Raw genomic sequence first — 20,393 nt, forward strand, 5'->3', positions numbered from 1 at the left:
TCAGAATCTGACGCCAAAGGGTTTAACGGGTATAAATCTTTGCACAGACATAAGCGTTAACATTTTAAGAGTAATTTAGGTAATCACTCGCAAAGGACGATTACTAAGACGGCACAGTAGCTCATAGCTGATCGTACCTGCGTGCTGCGCGACGTCATCGACTGGTAACGTTGCGCCCCAAAGTATCACTTTACTATCTAGCGCAAGAGCTATCGGCGTACGACTAACGTCTATGACCAGCATATCCATCGCCACGCGTCCTATGACAGAGCAGGTATAACGCTTTTGCTTTGCTGAATCGATAACTTGTACATAAGCCTCATCATTGACGACTCGCGGATAACCATCGCCATAGCCAACACTCACAAGCGCGGTTCTAGTGTCCTTGTCAGCGACCCAGCGACTACCATAGCCGATAGCCTCGCCTTGCTTGACAGTTTGAAACGCCATAATTTGCGCGCTAAAGTCCATGACGGCTTGCAAGTTTAACTCGCTTGCGGACTGATCGGTGACAGGCGAGCTACCATACAACATAATTCCAGGTCGCACCCAATCACAGTGGCTATCGGGGTAATTAATAATGCCCGCTGAATTACAGAGCGATGCTTTGATATTTTTATCGACGTCTCGATGCAAGATAGTGAGCACCTCATTGAAACGCTGTATTTGCATAGAGGTTAAAGAATGATCGCAGTCATCAGCATTAGCAAAGTGCGTTGTTAAGATAAGCTGGTATCCTGCGTCATATAAAAGCTTGGCTGCGCTGATAACCCCTTGCTCATCAAAACCCAAGCGGTTCATGCCCGTATTATATTTAAGCCAAACCGTTCGCGTTGGGCTATTTGGTATAGGTACACAATCAAGCGCCCACTGCAATTGCGGGGCATGATGAATGACGCAGCTACACCCGTTATCTATGGCCTGTTGCCACTCGCTTGCGCTAAACACACCTTCGACCAATCCGACTGCCTTATCCCAGCCTAAACGGCGTGCCTCAAAAGCTTCGGTGAAACTTGCGACTCCAATACCATCTGCCTGCTCTAAAGCAGGCAAAACCGCTGCTATGCCATGACCATAGGCATTGGCTTTTACCATCGCTAGTACTTTAGCGCTGGGCGCGCGCTTTTTGACTTGCATCAGGTTATGAGTCATAGCTTGCGGGTTAATTGTGACGGTAGCAGTGCGCATAATTTGCCTTGTTAAGTAGCCGTTATAATAGTAAAGGTGCTCTAGATATTTATCGTGTTATTCATCATCAAAAGTGGCGCCTTGATAATACTCAGGCGTTAGGTTAGTAAAGCGGGTAAATTGTCCTTCAAATGCCAAGCGTATCGTACCGATAGGTCCGTTACGCTGCTTACCGATGATGACCTCAGCCACGCCTTTATGATCAGTATTTTCGTTATAGACCTCATCTCGGTAGATAAACATGATCAAATCGGCATCCTGCTCGATGGCACCTGACTCACGCAAATCGGACATAATAGGGCGCTTGTTAGGACGGTTCTCAAGGCTACGGTTGAGCTGTGAGAGTGCAATGACTGGGCATTCAAGTTCACGCGCCAAAGCCTTGAGACTACGCGAGATCTCAGAGATTTCACCAACACGGTTACCATCGAGACTAGGCACCTTCATCAATTGTAGATAATCGACGATAATCGCACCAAGCTTACCATCATGGTTTTTGGCAATACGGCGACAGCGTGAGCGCATCTCTGAGGGCGGCAGCGCGGTACTATCGTCGATGTATAAGTGCTTGGACTGCAAGTGCTGAATAGCGTTCATCATCTTTGCCCATTCATCTTCGTTCATTTGACCTGAGCGCAGGTGAGTCTGATTGATCGCGCCCCACGAGGAGAGCAGACGCATGACGATGGATTCGGCGGGCATCTCCATCGAAAATACCACTACAGGCAAGTCTTCGTTAAATAACACGCCTTCTGCTAAGTTCATGGCAAAAGTGGTCTTACCCATAGAGGGACGCGCGGCGACGATGACCAAGTCTCCTGCTTGTAAGCCTTGGGTTTTATTATTAAGTTCAGCAAAAGGCGTTTGCAGTCCAATCATGCCATCAGGGTTGGATTTGAGTTCTTGAATCTTGTCAATCACGTTGGTCAATACTGAGGTGATACCAACAGGGCCGCGCTGCTCAGCACGTTTGTTATGCTGCTCATTAATGCTAAAAATTTTGGCCTCAACATTGTCCAAAATATCGCTGACCGTTTGATCCTTTGGATTGTAGGCGAGGGTCAGCATATCGTTGCCAGTGGTAATGAGTTGGCGCAGCGTTGAGAGCTCACGTACGCGCTGCGCATAAGCGGTCAGGTTAAACAGTGTCGCTGGACTTTGACTTAAAATATCTGCCAAATAGCTATCGCCGCCTGCGCTTTTGAGTAGCTTTTGCGCCTCAAGCCAGTCATGCACCATCACGGTGTCATACGGCTCATTGACTGCTGCTAGATGCGCAATACCTGCAAAGATATGTTGATGCCTCCCTGCATAAAAGTCATCTTTGGTGACGATATCAGCGATTTTTTCGTACGCCTCTTCAATGCTCATTAAAGAGGCAAGCAGCGCCTTTTCGATATCGATATTATGCGGCGGCGTTTGATTGAGTAAGTCGTCGGTTTTTTCGGTGTCTGCCATGAGTGCCTAGTTTTTGTTTTTAAAATGGATGTCTTTTTATCGGAATAAACTCTGTGATTAGGGCGCGATATCTTGTCTTAATAAGTGAGTAATTAATGCTACAATCAAATGCGAAAGTCTAGCACATTATCACCCCTCTTTAGAGTTAAGATAAAAAATTATCTTTACAAAGCAGTTATTCACTATAAAAAGACAACTCAAATAATGATATTAAAATACAAATAAAATCAGATACTTATAATAATGGGAATAGAACACTATGACAAAAAAACCGCTACTTATAACGACAGGCGAGCCTGCAGGTATAGGGATGGACGTTGTACTACTACTAGCCGCCCAAGGTCAATTGCAAGACTTTGCAAGGCCGATTTGGGTCACAGCTGATAAAGCAGCAATGCAAGCGCGCGCTGCTGATCTAGTGTCAGCTGGCGTAATCAAAAACGCTCCAAAATGGCAAACTATTGAGGCATCTCTTAATAATGAGGTAAGTCATATAGACTTGGCAGATGACGCATTTTTATTATTGAACACGCCTTGCGCTAAGCCTGTCGTCGCCGGTTACATCGAGACTAAGAACGCAGCTATGGTCGCTCAGCAGTTACAGCTTGCGCACACCCTTGCAACAGACAAGAGCATCGCTGCTATCGTCACAGGACCGCTGCAAAAGTCTGCTTTGATTGATGCAGATATCAAGCTATTGGATGGCACGATGTTTAGCGGTCATACTGAATTTTTTATGCAACAAAGTGGCTGTGACAAAGTCGTCATGATGCTCGCCAATCCTGCCATGAAAGTCGCTCTTGTGACGACTCATTTAGCACTAAGAGATGTCCCTGCCGCTATTACTCAAGACAATGTAAGACAAACGGTACAGATCGTCATTGATGATATGCGTACTAAGTTTGGACTGGATGCGCCGCTTATCTTAGTTTGCGGTCTCAATCCACACGCTGGCGAGGGCGGTCATTTGGGGCTTGAGGAGCGTGATATTATCAATCCTGTCTTGCAAGAGTTTATCTTTAAAGGCGTTAATATCAGCGAGGCGATGCCAGCAGACACGCTATTTACCCCAAGGCATCTAGCCAACTGCGACGCGGTCATTGCCATGTATCACGATCAGGGCTTGCCAGTGCTAAAATCACACGGCTTTGGTGATACCGTGAATCTAACGCTAGGTCTGCCTTATATTCGCACCTCTGTCGATCATGGTACGGCGCTTGATCTAGCAGGTCGCGGCGGCGCTAGTGCAACTAGCCTGTATCAGGCGCTAATGATGGCAAATGAGATGGCGAACAAATCACTTATAGAGTAGTTTTAAACGCTCTAGTCTTAGCAATACAATGCATGCTGTAAAATTACTGCCTGTGAGCTATGCTATAATCCAAAATGCTTTTTACCGCAATACGGCGGTATTCATAGTTGCATAATTTGTTTGTTACTCTGCTTATTAAGAAGTTTATATGTCTAAAAATACCTTTGATGTTCAGTCACTCAACGCCAACTTGCGAGGCGCTAAGCATCAGCCGCGTAAGCGTTTTGGTCAAAACTTTTTGCACGATGGTAGTATTATTCGTCAAATCGTCGATAGCATTCGTTTAGAGCGCGATGATAATTTGGTTGAAATTGGTCCTGGTATGGGTGCACTGACTGAGCCGCTACTTGCGGAGGTTAATGCCATGACGGTAGTTGAGTTAGACCGTGATCTAGCAGACAGCTTACGTATTCGAATTGGGGCCAACAGTCATCCCAACTTTACCATTATCAAAGCCAATGCCATGCATGTTGACTACCGCGAATTGTATAATCAAGAGCGCGGTCAGCTGCGGGTAGTAGGTAATTTGCCTTATAATATATCTACGCCCATATTGTTTCATTTATTAGATTTTGCTGATGTGATTCAAGATATGCATTTTATGCTGCAAAAAGAAGTGGTTGAGCGTATCACTGCTGATGTCGGGAGTAAGACTTATGGACGATTATCGGTCATTATGCAATATCACTGCGAGACGGACTATCTACTGACAGTACCGCGCGGCGCTTTTAATCCGCCGCCTAAAGTCACCAGCGCCGTGTTTCGCTTGACGCCTCATGTGGTCAAGCCTGTGGTCGCAGAGGATGAGGGTTATTTCGCCATTGTGGTGCGCGAGACTTTTAATCATCGCCGCAAGACTTTGCGTGCTATTTTTAAAAAGTCAACGCTGCTACCGACGTTGAGCGAAGACGATTTTGCACAGTGTGGTATCGATCCACAAGCGCGCCCTGAAACGCTCAGTGTCAGCGACTTTGTTAATTTGAGCAATCAAGCTCAGCGCGCTGAAGTTTAAAAATTAAAATATCAGATAGGACTAGTAAAGCGTTATGAGTTTTCGCCATCAGTATGTCATCGGTGACTTGCAGGGTTGCCACGCCGCGTTCTTACAATTAATTGATAAGTTAGATTTTGATCCTAAGCAAGACAAATTATGGTTTGCAGGGGATTTGGTCGCACGCGGTGAAGACTCGCTAAATACGCTACGATATGTTAAATCACTATGTGAGCAGGGCGCTGCGGCAACGGTACTTGGCAATCACGATATCAATCTGATTGCTGTTTGGCGCGGCGCCGCGCGGCTTAAGAAAAAGGACAAAACTGCGCCTATTTTTAAAGCCGACGACTGCGATGAATTGCTAGAATGGTTACGTCATCAGCCGATTTTACTGTATCCAGACGAGCAAACGGTCCTTGTACACGCGGGCATACCGCCGCACTGGAGTATTGAGACAGCAGCTGGCTATGCCAAACAGTTAGAGGCTCAACTGCAAAGTAGTCTTAATCAATTAGATCGACTACTACCGCATTTATATAGCAAAAGTGCCGATGACTGGCATGCAGATATCCACGGCTTTACCAAGATGCGCGCGATTGCCAATTACTTTACGCGCATGCGATTGTGTAAGAAGGATGGCACGCTGGAATTTAGCTTTACCGCCAGCCTAGGTGAGTCAATGCCAGAGGGTTTTGCTCCGTGGTTTGATTGGCAAGCTCCTCGTACGCACAAAATATTGTTTGGGCATTGGGCGGCGCTAAGGGGTGAGGTCGATTTGCCGCACGCACGGGCATTGGATGGCGGCTGCGTCTGGGGTAATGCTTTGCTTGCCTATCGTCTAAGTGACGCTCAGGTGATACGTTCAAGCGCTAATTGTCCAGCACCATAACAACTCATAAATCTACAAAAAAAGGTCTGGTAGCTAAGTACTTAATCGCTTAGCATCAGACCTTTTTACATATCACTAGCTTATACAGCTACCGATACAAGGCTACTGTGGCAATTTAGGTGGTTTTTTAGGTTTAGGTAATGGGACTTTGGGATCAGCTAACGCCTCGTTGTCATCATTTTGCGCCCCTTTCAACGTTTTAGTTTGTTTGTCATATTGAATATCATCAGTATAAGGAACGCTACCTAATTCCTCATCGACTAAGCCATCATCGAGATCGACGATTTTTTTGGGAGACGTATTTATATTGGTCGTACGCGCAGTCCATACTTCACTAGTATTAGCGGTCCCTTCTTGTGCTTGAGCGTCATAATTGATATCAGTCATCGCCGCCTTGTCTTTACTAGCGACTTTTATAGACTTGGGAAGTATTTTGACATCTGATAAACGCCTAATCACATAGTTGCTCGGTAAGGGCTTGCCGCCATTTTGCCCTGACATATCCTCAAATATCATATGACCTTGACTATCGATACGCGCATATTTCATAGGCTTTTGCCGTGGCCAAAAAAAGTCTGAGGGGTGACTGATAACATGTCCAAAGATAAGTTTGGTGAGGCGACCCCATTCAAAAAAGCGCACCTCTTTTGAGCGTAGCGCTACCAGCAGCGCGAGTGAAAAGCTCACCATCAGGTTAACAATGCCGATAAGCGCCACGCCGAGTATAGATAGTAATATAACGCTCCAGCTGATGTCATCGGCTGAAACGTTAAATATACCATGGGCAAAGTTCGCTGAGGCAAAGGCAATATGACGAATATCTAAAGGCAAACCAAATAGATAACCGATAGTGGCGGTACTACCTAAGAATACGCCAAAGATAAAGTTGCCCATAATAGCGCCTAAGTTGGCTTCTACAAAACCGCCTAAACGGTTTAGCCAAGTCTTTGGCATTATATATTGTAGACCGCGATGACGCTTGATACGCGCGCCAATATTATTGTAGACCGCCAAATTATCGTAGTAGCCTGCAATAAGCCCTGATAAGAACAGATAAACCCCAGCGATGGCTGCGTGAGGTAGAGCAAGGGAGCGAAAGGGGTCAAGGTCATGAAGCAAGTGCTCAGCTTTAATCGCATCTATCATAGGTGCGCCTGTATATTGCAACCAGGCAAATGAGATGACAAGCGCCACCGGTATCGCAAGCATAACGTTACCCATAATCGCTACGAATTGAGTGCGCAAAATATCAACGACTAGCTCTGATAATTTGGTCAACTGATGTGACTTTTTACCAGAGCCGTCCGAGATAGTTGAAGCAATTGCCGCCGCCGTCATCGCGGGTTGTTTGGTCGCAACCGTCCCATGAACGATGTGAATAAAGACAAAACCCAATCCATAAATCATACTATTGATAAAGGCGCGTCCCATGGGCGCAAGAGCCAAGTGATATGCCAAAATCTTCAGTGTCGCCATAAAAGCGATGATAAAGCCGCCGATAGAGGCCTTTTTAAACATCTTACGGTAGCCCGCTTTATCAGTGCTGATATAATGCTCACCGACGCGGCTGGCATTTTCGGTGACTTTTCGCGAGAGTAGCTTGGTATTATTATCAATCAAGTAGCCGATACTATAACGCCGATTAGCCGTAGTAATAATCGTTTGGATAAGGTTGATAATGGCCTGATCGCGTTTTTTGCGATCGTTAGTGACCAGCTCTGTCAAAATACGAATACGCTCTAAGCTCTGATCCAAACGCAGCATCATATTGGTCAAGCGAATGGAGATACCTGTCTTGTAGATACGCTTGCGTATAGTCGCAACTATGTCCTCACACTGCTCTAGCATGACGAGTAGGGGCGCAGGATCAACGGCCTTTTCAGGGATGATGTCAGTCAAAGTATCAAGCTCATGCGCTTGACGGTATTGATTGACGAATAATACCGCTTCTTGATTTTGCGCGACAAACGACGCTGAATAGTTCAAAATCTGCGGATACGCTTCCATCAGATCTGGATGCAGACCGATACCGCTAACGCGGTAGGATAGAATGATAATAGCGTTCAAAATACTGTTTTTTGCTGTAGCAACCAGGTCAAGATGATTATCTTTGACTTTGAGGAGCTCAACAAGCCTATCCCATTTATCTCTGTCAATATTGGCAAGCCAGCGCTCATCGGTACGCTTATCAAACAGATAGCCGACCAGCTCAACGACAGAATCATCTTGTGGCAATATAGGTAAAAACCTATGACCCACTAAGCGTCTAAAACTACTAAAAAAGCCCTGATCTGACATGATTCCTGTATCAGTATACAGCGCAATTTGACGATATTCGATAATGAGTTTGAGTACAAAACTGGCAAGACCATCGCCATATTCTGGATGCAGCTCCAAGATATCTATGAGCGCTTGTATGTTTTGATTGGCAAGTGCAGGTTCTTTGTCAGTCACGCGCAGCTCATCAATCAAGCGCTTGAGAACAGAGGGCTCAGGCACATCACTTAAAGCGGTAATCTGCTGCAAAATGCGTTTGATCTCAGGCACGTCGAACCCTTTATTAGATTAATAGTTGTTTGGATGTAGAGTAGGTATGATGACGCTATTTTAGTGCGAAGTTAGCAGTTAAATTGCATTATTTTGTTAGCAAATAATTTTCTAAAAAAAGTTAGAGGCAAAAAAGGACAGTTATAAAAACTGTCCTTTTGTGTAGTATAGTTTTCTACCTATGACTGTGACTGTGACTAAGACTAGCTCGTTGCTACATTGAAGTAGTCTAAATCAAAATTCATCATCGGATCACTACCTGCTTCGACCATTTGTGCATGAGCATCGATACGCGGCAAAATGCGACCAACGAAATAATCAGCCAGCTTAGCTTTATTAGTATAAAACTCACCTTCACGCCCATCAGCAGCTTCAACCATCATAGCGAACATGTACGAGTAGCACAGGTAACCAAAGGCGTGCATATAATCGACCGCACAGCCATTGATCTCACTTTTGCGTACGCCAATGTTGGCTAGTACGGTTTGCGTTAGACCTTCGATCTTATCAGCGGCGTCTAATGTCGCTTGCTTAACCGCGTGATCCGCTTGCATGTTACCGACAAAGTCACGAATCTCACCCAAGAAATGGGTAATATATTTACCGTTATTGCGCGCAACTTTACGGCCTAATAAATCAAGCGCTTGAATACCGTTGGTACCTTCGTAAATCTGAGCGATACGGGTATCACGAACGATCTGCTCCATACCCCATTCGCGCACATAACCATGACCACCAAAGACTTGCTGACAATCAATAGTTGCCTCAAGCGCTTTATCCGTCAAAAAGGCCTTGGCGACAGGGGTCAATAGCGCAACACGTGAAGCTGCCGCTTTTGCAACCTCAGGGTCAGTACTGAACTTTTCAGCATCTAAGTTTTTGGCGACATACATCGCAAAACAGCGTGAGGCTTCAGAGTTAGCTTTTGCATTCAATAGCATACGGCGCACGTCGGCATGATGAATGATGGCATCAGCAGGCTTTTCAGGGCTTTGCAGTTGCGTATCACTACGACCTTGACCACGGTCATTGGCATAAATAGCTGCGTTTTGATAAGCAAGCTCAGAGCCGCCCAAACCTTGCAGACCCATGGTTACACGCTCATAGTTCATCATAATGAACATTGAGGATAGGCCTGTATTTTCAGCACCAACCATCCAGCCCTTAGCGCTATCAAAATTCATAACACAAGTCGCTGAGGCCTTGATACCCATTTTGTGCTCGATAGAGCCAACTGCTAATGTATTGCGTGCGCCTAAGCTACCATCTTCGTTAACCAAAAACTTAGGCACAACGAACAATGAGATACCTTTAGAACCTTCAGGGGCATCAGGTGTTTTGGCGAGCACTAAATGGATAATATTGTCTGTTAAGTCGTGCTCACCACCAGTGATAAAGATTTTGGTACCTGAAATACTATAGCTACCGTCATCATTAGGTACCGCTTTGGTCTTAATAATACCCAAGTCAGTACCCGCATGTGGTTCAGTTAGACACATCGTACCTGACCACTCACCGGCATACATCTTCTCAAGATAAGTCTCTTTTAGCTCATCAGACGCCGCCGCATTTAAGCAGAGGGTTGCGCCAACAGTAAGGTTGGGGTAGAGGGCAAAAGATTGATTTGCAGTAAAGATCATCTCTTCGGTCAGCATCGTGACCATCTTTGGAAAGCCTTGACCGCCGTACTCAGGATTACCGCTCAACCCAACCCAACCTGATTCAGCATATTGGCTATAAGCATCCTTAAAGCCTGAAGGAGTCGTGACCACGCCATCGCCTTCAAAAGTCGCGCCTTCTTCATCGCCACTACGGTTGATCGGTAGTAGGACGTTTTTGGACAATTTTGCCATCTCTTCTAAAATCATATCGACCGTTTCCATGTCAACATGAGCTAAACTGTCGTTACTTTGCCAAAATTCATGGGCTTTGAATACATCCGTTAGGATGAAGCGCATATCGTTAAGCGGGGCATTATAAACAGACATAAACATTCCTTTGAGTGGTATGAGTAAATGATAATGAGGATAAAGCGCGCCAGTGTGTTGTTGACTTCACTTTAACAATCAATAGATAAAGTTTAGCAAATTAACCTATTAAATTGTGTATCTCTTCGTGAATCGTGTGTGCACCAAAAGTTGTCGATAGCTCTTGTATTGTTTAGAATAACGAGATGTCTAAATCTTGATAAATGAGTGCAGTTATCATAAGTATAAACGAGCTGAGATAAAGCGGCTATGTTAGAACGTATCTGAGAGCCGCTTATTTAAAGTAACTTTTATTTGTGTGGTTTAAGAAAAACCGCATCATCTCTTTTGAGGCATCAGGACCATTGGGGTCAGTATAGGAGCCGGCATGACTACCACCCGCCCAGCTATGAGACGCGCCATGTATTTTCCAATACTCAAGTAAGCTCAGTCCTTTATCATCACATATTTGTATCTGCGTACTACGAGTGCCTTGCTCTGAGCTTTTTTGCTGCTGCTGGGTTTGTAGATTACTCTTTTGTGCTTGCAAGCGCTGTTTTGCTTGCTCAAAGACCTGCCCGCCGTTGCGCACGCTTACCGTATGATCTTGATCACCATGAAATACGATCATAGGCACATAATTTGTGCTGGTATTGGATTCTGTTATCGCTGCATCTGCGCCTTTACGCATTGCCATCATAGCTGAGGGCATATTACTTGCGCTCTGATAAGCTAGGCCCGAGTGTACGCCAACTGCAGCGTATAGATCAGGATAAGTCTGTGCCATAATCACTGCCATAGCAGCGCCGGCGGATAGTCCTGCCACATATACTCGGCCAGCGTCAACAGCGTACTCTTTAGTAATGGATTCAGTGAGCGCAGACAGCCATGCAGGCTCACCTTGATCACGCTGTTGATCGCTTTTATTGAACCAATTCCAGCAGCGATTTAAGTTGGCGCTCGCTGGCTGAGACGGATATAAAACTAGGCTTTGATGCGTCTCTGCCAACTCGTTCATACGTGTACCTGTGGCAAAGTCCTCTGGTGACTGCGTACAGCCATGCAGCATGACGACCAGCGGTAATTTTGAGCCTTGCGTCAACGCTTCATCATAGTTTGAGGGAATATAGAGACGGTAGTTATGATTACCCTGTGATGAGGTAAACACGCCTTTGATAAACTTAGCATTTTCTGCAATAGGCGGCTCACTATGCGTAGTCGCGCCTGCGCCCATACCAGGTAGGTTTAAAGCTGACGGCAAATCTATCTTAAAGTCTTTCATTTTATCGGTTAGGCTTTGCAGTTTTTCAGACAAGGTATCTTTTGCTTTAGTCGTATCGTTTGTCTCAGGTGTAGCATTTTCATTTTGAGTTGAGTGAGTATTAGAGGCTAAGTCTTTAGGCACTGATGGATTTGAAGCAGTAATTCTAGGTGTTGACTCATTTGGTGTAACGTCCCTCATAGCTGTACTGTTGTCATCAGTGTGAGTATTGACAGAGTTGCTAGGGCCATTACTATTTAAATTATTTTGAATAGCAACAGTCGCTTCTTTTAGTCGGCCTGACTTTATCAGGGCCATAGCCTCTTTGAGGTGCGGCGGCGCTGTATTAAATTTTGGTATCTTCATCAGTTATGTCCTGTTATTGATTATTGGTTTATATAAGTATTTAGCACAAGCGTTCACAGTCTAGAGATTTGAAGAGCAAGTACTTAAAGACAAGTGTTTGAAGCTTAGGTGTTTAAAGAGCAAGTATCTAAAGACAAGGGTTTAGACCATTTTGCCTGCAAGTATTGCTTTGATCTCAGGGCTGGCTTGTAGTACGCCAAGTACGGTAATACTCTCGATAGTCGCCTCCGCCAGCTCAGGCGAGACATCAGCGGCGATGGTTGCAAGGCCAAGTACTTGAATATCGAGTTTCTCATTGCGCTTTTGCACGACTTCAAGATCTGCGCGAGTGTAATGACGTAGGCCTAGTTCCAAAGTTTTGCGCGCGATTGTCTGGCGTACTACATCTGCATGGGTACTGAGCTGATTACGTATCGCGGTACGAATAAAGTCCGTACGATTAGAATAAAAGCCTTCTTGTACCATCAAGTCAACTTGTCCCAGATCGACATAACCTAAATTGATAGTGACTTTTTCTGTCTCGCCTGCTTTGGCGCGGATAGGGGGTGTGGTCTTGCTTGCCATCAGATTCTCCTAAGCTCAATGCTACTGAATATCAGTATTATACTCCAACTACCATCCATATGGAGTATATATCAGGGTTTTATGTAATAAATAACAGACATAAAAAATCGGCAACCTACCCCTGTAGATTGCCGATCATAAGACTATCATTCAAGATTTTAAGTTAATCCCTTTGTATTAATTAAAACGAGAACTGCTCAACATCCATGCTCATGTATGGCTCGCTACCGGTAGCGATACGCTGAGCGTAAGTTGCAGTACGCGGTAATAATTTGGTGAAGTAGAACTGAGCAGTTTTAACTTTGGCATCATAGAACGCTTTTTCACTATTGCCATTTGCGATCTCGTTGAGACCGATAAGCGCCATACGTGCCCATAGATAGGCCTGAGTCACATAACCGCTAAAGTACATGTAATCTACAGCTGCTGCGCCAACGGCTTCAGGGTTCTGTTCTGCTTGTTTGCCAATCTCAGTCGTCAGCTCGCTCCACTGTGCGATGTGTTGCTCAAGTGGCTTGATGAACTGCGTCATATCAGCATTGTCTTTGTTGGCGTCACAAAAATCTTGAATCACTTTGATAAAGTTTGCTAGCAGCTTACCCTTTGAAGCAAGTACTTTACGGCCAATCAAATCAAGCGACTGAATCTGCGTCGTCCCTTCATAGATCGTAGAGATCGTAGAGTCACGTACGTTTTGCTCAAGACCATATTCAGTACAAAATCCACTACCGCCCATGACTTGTACGCCATGGCCTGCCGCCTCTAGACCTGTCTCGGTCAAGAAGGCTTTGCCGATAGGAGTCAGTAATGACAGCATTTGGTTAGCGTAGTCTTGTTCTTCGCCTTCGCCTTTGGCTACGATGTCCGCGAACTGAGACATATAACCGATGAGCGCACGACCACCTTCTGCAAAGGCTTTGGTCGTCAGAATCATGTCACGAACCGCTGGATGGACAATGATAGGGTCAGCAGGTTTTTCAGGCGCTTTGGCACCGCTTAATGAGCGAAACGCCAAGCGATCAGTTGCAAAGGCTAAGCCGCCTTGAAAAGCAAACTGCGCGGCGGTGACGCCTTGGATCGCCGTACCGATACGGGCAACGTTCATAAAGGTAAACATCGCGTTTAGACCACGGTTTTCTTCACCAATCAACCAACCAGTAGCGCCATCATAGTTCATCACGCAAGTCGCTGAAGCTTTGATACCCATCTTGTGTTCAATTGAACCACAAGAGACCGCGTTGCGCTCGCCCAAGCTTTGATCATCATTGACCATAAATTTGGACACCACAAACAATGATAAACCTTTGGTACCCTCTGGAGCGTTTGGCAGGCGGGCTAGAACGATATGGACGATATTCTCAGACATATCATGCTCACCGGCTGAGATCCAAATCTTGCTACCTTTGATGTTGTAGCTACCATCATCGTTAGGTTCAGCTTTGGTGCGTACTAAGTTGAGATCTGAGCCGCACTGAGGCTCAGTCAAACACATAACGCCTGTCCATTCGCCCGATACCAATTTTGGCAAATATTTACTCTTTTGCGCGTCGGTACCATGATGCTCAAGCGTTGCTACGCAGCCCTCAGATAACCCAGGATACATACCAAATGACCAGTTAGCCGTACCCATAAACTCAGAAATCGCTGAATTTAGTGACATAGGCATGTTTTGACCGCCGAACTCTTCTTCTGCAGTCAAAGAGGTAAAGCCAAGCTCACAATACTGCTTGTAAGCTTCTTTAAAACCTTTTGGCGTGGTGACTTGACCATCTTCAAAATGACAGCCTTCAGCATCACCGCTTTGGTTAAGAGGTGACAACTCGTTTTCAGCAAAGCTTGCAGCCGTTTCTAGATAGCTATCTACTATATCTGCTTCGATATGGGCGTACTCACCAAGCTTTTGATAATGAGCGGTACTGTCTAAAAGCTCATGCATGACAAATTTCATATCACGTAGGGGCGCTTTGTATTGCATATATTGTGTCCTTTGTTTAGATGTGACGGGCAGTAAAAGAGCATACTTAGGTAGCTATGTATATATAGACAATGAATACTTGTCTGCCATAACCATAAGTGGACATTCTAAATCCAAGATATCGACTAGGCTTAGATATAACTACAGTATTGATAGGCTTGATCTAAAAGATAGGCGCTCAGAGAGAATTATACAAGTTTGGTCATAAGACTCATAAGTCATCAACCTATCTTGCATCAACAATTTAAGCCAAACTAAAGAGTGACTGGCGGCTATAAAAAGAAAAAAGGAGCCCAGACTGTGACTATAAACGTCATATTACTGCAGCTGTGACGTTATCTTCCAAGGCGTTGATGGGTGAGTATTTTGGTTGCCATACTCGCTGATACCGCCTTGCCAAACCAGTAGCCTTGAGCGTATTTGCAGCCCATTTTTGCTAATAAATCGCGCTGGCTTTGGGTCTCAACCCCTTCTGCGATAACTTGCATATCTAGTGCCAAGCTCAAGTCCAAGATCGCTTTGACGATTGCGCGCTGCGTGGTATCCGTATCTATCTTGCCAACGAAGCACTTGTCTATTTTAAGAAAATCAAAAGGATATTCTTGTAAGTAACTCAAAGAAGCGTAACCGGTACCAAAGTCATCAAGCGCCAAGCAGACACCTATGTTTTTAAGGGCTTTAAGCTGGCTTTGTACGTTAGCGTGACGCTGTATCAAGGACGATTCAGTCATCTCGATATGGAGCTGATTAGGCTCGATATCGTTATCAGTAATAAGCCGACTTATCGTCGAAAAAAAATAAGGATGAGCGAACTCGGCTACGTCTGCGTTGACACTAACGTGATGAGAGAAACCCAGTTTTCGCCATTTGGAGAGCTGTTTTGTAATTTGGGTCATCATCTGACAAAACAGCTCAAACGATAGCTTGTAGGTGACAATAGCGTCCATAAATTCAAAAGGTTTGAGTAACCCGCGTACTGGATGTTGCCAGCGTACTAGTGCCTCAAAACCGATAATAAACCCTGTGTTTAGATCAACTTCGGGCTGATAAAAAGGCACAAGCTCGCTATTCTCGATAGCTAAGCGCAGCTCAGACTCAAGCTGTAAGCTATCGGCAGTGGCATTATTGATCGTGCAGTCGTACCAGCTAATATCATCGCCGCCGTTTTGTTTGGTATACTGTAGCGCCTTTTCAGCCTTAATGAGCAGATCATTAAGCTGATGACCATGCTCTGGAAAATAACTGACTCCAACTGAGATATGACAATAGATAGAAACTTTTTTGTCGTTATCATCAGCGATGACAAAAGGGCGCTCACACATTTGCATCAAGATATCAAGCTCATTACGTACCATTTGAGCATCAGCATACTCAAATAAAAGCGCAAAATCATCCCCGCCAAAATGTGAAAAAATATAGAGGTTTTTCAGCTCAAGCGCCTCAACTCGAGTCACAAAATCTTTGATTAGCGTGTCTATACCGCTAGGGCCTAATGTGTTAGCCAGCATTCGGTAGCGGTCAATATTGATACGTACGACAACAACCTCTTGATAGCTATCTATGAGCAGTTCACTAGTTTCACTCAAAAACACTTTGCGATTGGGAAGATTGGTCAATTGATTGTAATTAAGCAGGTGAGTAACGTGATTTTTTTGGGTGACTATAGGCAGTATATTTCGAATAATTCCTATGTAGTAGACCGTCTCTCCAACACAGACTCTGCGGTAGGTGATATGACACTCAATTATGTCATCAAAACGGTTGGGCATAGAAAATTCATTTTCATAAAACCCTTTTCTCTTGAGGCGTTTACGTATGCTACTGAGTAATTCTCTTTCTTCGTCACTCAAAAAATTTGACGTATAAATACCTAAAGGACGACCAATCAGGAGCTTTTCAGCGTAGCCCATCATCTTCTCATAAGCCGAATTAACGGATAAATAGCGAAGATCTGCATCTAAAATAGATACTGCTTCGTCAAATTGCTCATAAGACTGCAAGAGCAATTGTTGTTTGTCTGAAGAGGATAGTGGTACGAAAGGATCCATGAGGTGCCCAAGTAAATAAAGACGACAAATGTATAAAACTGTAGTTAGTATAACTAATAATATTAGTAATGATAAGTTTAATAAATCAATTATATATCAAAAAATGAATATAAGGTTATTGTATTATTACTTTTATATATCAAATGAATGGCAAGTTAGGTTATAGATCAATCAGGCTCTGTCTCATTGCTTGTAGCGTTGCCAACGCAACGACAGGCGCTGTTTCAGTACGTAGTATACGACACCCTATTTGCCAAGAATAGAAACCTGCATCGCTCGCTTGTGATATCTCATTTGGACTTAGGCCGCCTTCAGGCCCTATTAATAATTCTATATAGGCTCGCTCTTGCACAAGAACGTTTGAAAGCGTCGTGGGCGTGGTAGGCTGACCTGCAGCTGGCACGCTTAATTGCAAGCTGATATCAGCTGGACGATTTAGGATATGATAATATGGATCTTGACTAAGCGCAGAGACAGTAGGGCTTACAGTTGTGCGAACACTAGTCTCAAGGGGTGAGTGGGTACCAAGCGATTGGGTGAGCCAATCATTAATAGTCATAGGTGCAAGTATCAAAGGAGGGCGATTAAGACCGCATTGTTCGCAAGCTGCGATAGCGATTTGTTGCCAATGCGCCAACTTTTTGTCCACTTGTGCAGGTTTGAGCGTGACCTCGCCATGATGACTACTTAGCAATTGAACCGCAGTGACGCCAAGTTCAGTCGCTTTTTGAATCGCATAGTCCATACGATCGCCGCGACTCATGACCAGTGCAACTTTGCTAATTATATCAGCAGTGCGATCTGTTGGCCTATGAGATAACAAAGTTGCTGTAGCTTGCTTTTTGCTAATAGCTGACAGCTCTACTTGATACTCACCGCCGAAACCATCGAAAACAACGCCTTTTTCGCCGACACTAGCGCGCAAAACTTTGCACCAATGATGAGTGATGCTCTCGGTAAGTACCAAGCTTTGGCCCATAGATAAATCGCTAAGCTTGTTATCATCATCTTCATGATTTACGGCATAAAAAAAACGTCGCACTATGGGCTATCCTTATTACATAAATGACTATTGTGATAGTAGCAGAATATAGCTCAAATGAGTAAAGCCAGCAGACAACCCATCAGTCGAATTTTGTTGCAGCTACTATTTGTTACAGCTACTATTTGTTGCAGCTACTAGGTGGAACGTCTTTTACTTAAATGTTAATAAATAATAAACGTGTCTAAGAACAAAAAACTGGCACTCATAAGAGTACCAGTTCAATAATAAAATAAGAGTAATACTTAATTAGGCAGTGGCAGATGTCACAAGGCCCAATGACTCAACCAAGCGCTTGTTTGGCTCAACCTTGTTCATGCTATAAAAATGCATGGCAGGTACGCCCTCTAAGATCAAACGCTCACAAAGACGATGAACCACATCATAGCCAAACTCACGAATCGCTTTGCGATCATCACCAAAGTCCGCAAGCTGCTTACGGACATAGCGCGGAATATCAGCGCCGCAGCTATCGGCGAAGCGAATCAAATTGCTAGAGTTGGTAATCGGCATAATACCGGCGACCAAGGGCTGAGCATTAGTATCAATACCGCGCTTCTCTAACGTATCACGCAAATACAGATAGCTATCGGCGTTATAAAAGAATTGCGTAATCGAAGCATCGGCACCTGCTTGGTACTTTTTGACCAAGTTGTCAACATCAAAGTCAAAGCTGCGCGCTTGCGGGTGCATCTCAGGATAAGCGGCCACCTCAATACGGAAGTGATCACCTGAGTACTCACGGATGAACTTGACTAAGTCCAGTGCAAAAGGCAGCTCGCCCATACCGACCTGACCTGAGGGCAGATCGCCACGAAGCGCAACTAGGCGATTAATCCCCAAGCTTTTGTAGTGATCGAGCAACTCTGCAATCTCAATTTTGTCATCGCCAATACAAGACATGTGCGGAGCAATATCAGTATCGCCGCGCGCGCATAGCGCTTGTACGATGTCTAAAGTGCGACTACGGGTAGAGCCGCCCGCGCCATATGTTACCGAAAAATAGCTCGGTGACAATTTGTTTAGCTCATCATAGGTACTAAGTAGCTTTTCATGTCCCAGCTCAGTTTTGGCAGGGAAGAACTCAAAGGAAAAAGCAGGCTTACTCACTATTAGCTCCTCTTAGTATTTGTAAGCGTCAGGCTTAAACGGACCTTCTACTGGCACGCCTAGGTACTCAGCTTGCTTATCTGTCAGCTTAGTCAACGTACCATTGAAGCCTGCGACCATAGCAGCGGCGACTTCTTCGTCCAGCTTCTTTGGCAGTACTTTGACATATAAGTTATCAAAGCGCTCATCAACTGGTAGCTCAGCGAACTTTTCATCGAACAGATACATTTGCGCGAGTACTTGGTTAGCAAATGAGCCATCCATTACCCGCGATGGGTGACCGGTAGCATTACCTAGATTGACTAGGCGACCCTCAGCAAGCAAAATCAAATAGTCGTTAGGATCATCAGAGCGGAAGATTTGATGAACTTGCGGCTTGACTTCACTCCAGCGCCAGTTGTCACGCATAAACTGCGTATCAATCTCGGTATCGAAATGACCAATATTACAGACCACAGCGCCAGATTTGAGCGCTGCTAACATATGCTTATCACAGACGTGGTAGTTGCCCGTAGTCGTGACGATCATATCAGTATCTTGTAATAGCTGGGTATTGATGCTATCAGCGCCACCTGTATTGTCGCCATCGATATATGGAGAGAGTACTTCATAACCATCCATGCATGCCTGCATAGCACAGATAGGGTCGACTTCTGAGACGCGTACAATCATCCCTTCTTGACGCAGACTTTGTGCTGAACCCTTACCGACATCACCATAACCGATAACGAGGGCGCGGCGACCCGCTAGGAACATATCAGTACCGCGCTTAATGGCGTCATTTAAGCTATGACGGCAGCCGTATTTGTTATCATTTTTAGACTTAGTCACCGCGTCATTGACATTGATTGCAGGGACTTTGAGCGTGCCCGCGTTTAACATCTCAATCAAGCGATGCACACCTGTGGTGGTCTCCTCAGAGATACCATGCATAGCGTCAAGCATTTGCGGGTAATCATTATGAATCAATGCGGTTAAATCGCCGCCATCATCTAAGATTAAGTTGGCATCCCACAGCTGACCTGTCTCTTCGCCGCCGACATGGACTTGCTGACGCAAACACCACTCATACTCTTCGTCAGTCTCGCCTTTCCAAGCGAATACAGGAATACCAGCAGCAGCAATAGCCGCAGCAGCATGATCTTGAGTTGAGAAGATGTTACACGAGGTCCAACGTACCTCAGCGCCGAGCGCGGTTAGCGTCTCGATAAGTACGGCAGTCTGAATGGTCATGTGAATACAGCCGGCGATTTTGGCACCTTTAAGCGGTTGATCATCTTGGTAGCGACGACGTAAACCCATTAGGGCTGGCATCTCAGCTTCAGCTAGAGTGATCTCGCGGCGGCCATAATCAGCAAGGCTGATATCAGCGACTTTGTAGTCAGTAAAAGAGGGGTCGATCGTATGGGCAGATGGGGTGTTAGACACTGCGTCCATAATATGCTCCTATCAGTGAATAGATAAAAAGAATAAAAACGCAGGTGCCGTTATTTGCACATAGCACAGACGTTGTAAAGTCTGTACTACGTTGCCGAGCCTAACACAGCTTATTTGAGCTGCGGTGCAACACCTCTCGGAGGTCGTTATTGTAATAGATGAGCGCGCTGTTGTCACCTATTGTCCTATATAACTTAAGAAAAACCTTTGACTTGTAAGTTGCGTTGGTTTGAGC

14 protein-coding genes are annotated in these 20,393 nt (G+C 45.0%); 3 read left to right on the forward strand and 11 right to left on the reverse strand.

Annotated elements, in window-relative coordinates; translation table 11 throughout:
• Positions 1-75 precede the first annotated feature (75 nt).
• On the reverse strand, positions 76-1,188 hold the full coding sequence (alr, locus tag ACTXGO_RS02930; protein WP_443573314.1) for an alanine racemase: 1,113 nt from the start codon (positions 1,186-1,188) through the stop codon (positions 76-78).
• A 57-nt stretch (positions 1,189-1,245) separates the two neighbouring features.
• Positions 1,246-2,646 carry a replicative DNA helicase gene (dnaB, locus tag ACTXGO_RS02935; RefSeq protein WP_317198839.1) on the reverse strand — a complete coding sequence of 467 codons (1,401 nt, stop codon included), beginning with the start codon at positions 2,644-2,646 and terminating at the stop codon, positions 1,246-1,248.
• Positions 2,647-2,905: 259 nt separating this feature from the next.
• Here dnaB and pdxA point away from each other — a divergent pair, with 259 nt between their 5' ends.
• From pdxA to ACTXGO_RS02950, 3 genes are all read left to right on the forward strand, one after another.
• Positions 2,906-3,958 carry a 4-hydroxythreonine-4-phosphate dehydrogenase PdxA gene (gene pdxA, locus ACTXGO_RS02940; RefSeq protein ID WP_435948949.1) on the forward strand — a complete coding sequence of 351 codons (1,053 nt, stop codon included), beginning with the start codon at positions 2,906-2,908 and terminating at the stop codon, positions 3,956-3,958.
• 148 nt (positions 3,959-4,106) lie between these two features.
• Positions 4,107-4,970: a 16S rRNA (adenine(1518)-N(6)/adenine(1519)-N(6))-dimethyltransferase RsmA gene (gene rsmA, locus ACTXGO_RS02945; protein ID WP_435948948.1), complete on the forward strand. Its 864-nt coding sequence runs from the start codon at positions 4,107-4,109 to the stop codon at positions 4,968-4,970.
• Positions 4,971-5,004: 34 nt separating this feature from the next.
• Positions 5,005-5,841, forward strand: coding sequence for a symmetrical bis(5'-nucleosyl)-tetraphosphatase (locus ACTXGO_RS02950; protein WP_443542285.1), 837 nt, complete (start codon positions 5,005-5,007; stop codon positions 5,839-5,841).
• 102 nt (positions 5,842-5,943) lie between these two features.
• Here the strand turns inward: ACTXGO_RS02950 and ACTXGO_RS02955 are convergent, their stop codons facing one another.
• The 9 genes from ACTXGO_RS02955 to ahcY all read right to left on the reverse strand — a co-directional run bounded on the left by ACTXGO_RS02955 (position 5,944) and on the right by ahcY (position 20,158).
• Positions 5,944-8,388, reverse strand: coding sequence for a site-specific recombinase (locus ACTXGO_RS02955; protein ID WP_443542287.1), 2,445 nt, complete (start codon positions 8,386-8,388; stop codon positions 5,944-5,946).
• 203 nt (positions 8,389-8,591) lie between these two features.
• Positions 8,592-10,376: an acyl-CoA dehydrogenase C-terminal domain-containing protein gene (locus ACTXGO_RS02960; RefSeq protein ID WP_443542289.1), complete on the reverse strand. Its 1,785-nt coding sequence runs from the start codon at positions 10,374-10,376 to the stop codon at positions 8,592-8,594.
• Between the two features lie 274 nt (positions 10,377-10,650).
• Positions 10,651-11,982, reverse strand: coding sequence for an extracellular catalytic domain type 1 short-chain-length polyhydroxyalkanoate depolymerase (locus tag ACTXGO_RS02965; protein ID WP_443573315.1), 1,332 nt, complete (start codon positions 11,980-11,982; stop codon positions 10,651-10,653).
• A gap of 141 nt (positions 11,983-12,123) precedes the next feature.
• Positions 12,124-12,546 carry a hypothetical protein gene (locus tag ACTXGO_RS02970; protein ID WP_435948943.1) on the reverse strand — a complete coding sequence of 141 codons (423 nt, stop codon included), beginning with the start codon at positions 12,544-12,546 and terminating at the stop codon, positions 12,124-12,126.
• 181 nt (positions 12,547-12,727) lie between these two features.
• Positions 12,728-14,521, reverse strand: a complete 1,794-nt coding sequence (locus ACTXGO_RS02975; protein ID WP_435948942.1) for an acyl-CoA dehydrogenase C-terminal domain-containing protein — start codon at positions 14,519-14,521, stop codon at positions 12,728-12,730.
• 335 nt (positions 14,522-14,856) lie between these two features.
• Positions 14,857-16,569 (reverse strand): putative bifunctional diguanylate cyclase/phosphodiesterase, encoded by a 1,713-nt coding sequence (locus ACTXGO_RS02980; RefSeq protein WP_443573316.1) that lies wholly within the window; start codon positions 16,567-16,569, stop codon positions 14,857-14,859.
• 160 nt (positions 16,570-16,729) lie between these two features.
• The gene (locus ACTXGO_RS02985; protein ID WP_435948941.1) at positions 16,730-17,611 is read right to left on the reverse strand and encodes a 16S rRNA (uracil(1498)-N(3))-methyltransferase; all 882 of its coding nucleotides are present in this window, start codon (positions 17,609-17,611) and stop codon (positions 16,730-16,732) included.
• A 249-nt stretch (positions 17,612-17,860) separates the two neighbouring features.
• The gene (locus tag ACTXGO_RS02990) at positions 17,861-18,724 is read right to left on the reverse strand and encodes a methylenetetrahydrofolate reductase (protein WP_435951039.1); all 864 of its coding nucleotides are present in this window, start codon (positions 18,722-18,724) and stop codon (positions 17,861-17,863) included.
• Positions 18,725-18,733: 9 nt separating this feature from the next.
• Positions 18,734-20,158: an adenosylhomocysteinase gene (gene ahcY / locus ACTXGO_RS02995; protein WP_317198827.1), complete on the reverse strand. Its 1,425-nt coding sequence runs from the start codon at positions 20,156-20,158 to the stop codon at positions 18,734-18,736.
• Positions 20,159-20,393 lie beyond the last annotated feature (235 nt).

This window comes from Psychrobacter sp. T6-1 (genome assembly GCF_052258445.1).

What these genes read in the sequence shown, in the direction of transcription:
- alr (WP_443573314.1), bottom strand. Translation starts at nt 1,188, where the DNA reads ATGCGCACTGCTACCGTCACAATTAACCCGCAAGCTATGACTCATAAC.
- dnaB (WP_317198839.1), bottom strand. Translation starts at nt 2,646, where the DNA reads ATGGCAGACACCGAAAAAACCGACGACTTACTCAATCAAACGCCGCCG.
- pdxA (WP_435948949.1), top strand. Translation starts at nt 2,906, where the DNA reads ATGACAAAAAAACCGCTACTTATAACGACAGGCGAGCCTGCAGGTATA.
- rsmA (WP_435948948.1), top strand. Translation starts at nt 4,107, where the DNA reads ATGTCTAAAAATACCTTTGATGTTCAGTCACTCAACGCCAACTTGCGA.
- ACTXGO_RS02950 (WP_443542285.1), top strand. Translation starts at nt 5,005, where the DNA reads ATGAGTTTTCGCCATCAGTATGTCATCGGTGACTTGCAGGGTTGCCAC.
- ACTXGO_RS02960 (WP_443542289.1), bottom strand. Translation starts at nt 10,376, where the DNA reads ATGTCTGTTTATAATGCCCCGCTTAACGATATGCGCTTCATCCTAACG.
- ACTXGO_RS02965 (WP_443573315.1), bottom strand. Translation starts at nt 11,982, where the DNA reads ATGAAGATACCAAAATTTAATACAGCGCCGCCGCACCTCAAAGAGGCT.
- ACTXGO_RS02970 (WP_435948943.1), bottom strand. Translation starts at nt 12,546, where the DNA reads ATGGCAAGCAAGACCACACCCCCTATCCGCGCCAAAGCAGGCGAGACA.
- ACTXGO_RS02975 (WP_435948942.1), bottom strand. Translation starts at nt 14,521, where the DNA reads ATGCAATACAAAGCGCCCCTACGTGATATGAAATTTGTCATGCATGAG.
- ACTXGO_RS02980 (WP_443573316.1), bottom strand. Translation starts at nt 16,569, where the DNA reads ATGGATCCTTTCGTACCACTATCCTCTTCAGACAAACAACAATTGCTC.
- ahcY (WP_317198827.1), bottom strand. Translation starts at nt 20,158, where the DNA reads ATGGACGCAGTGTCTAACACCCCATCTGCCCATACGATCGACCCCTCT.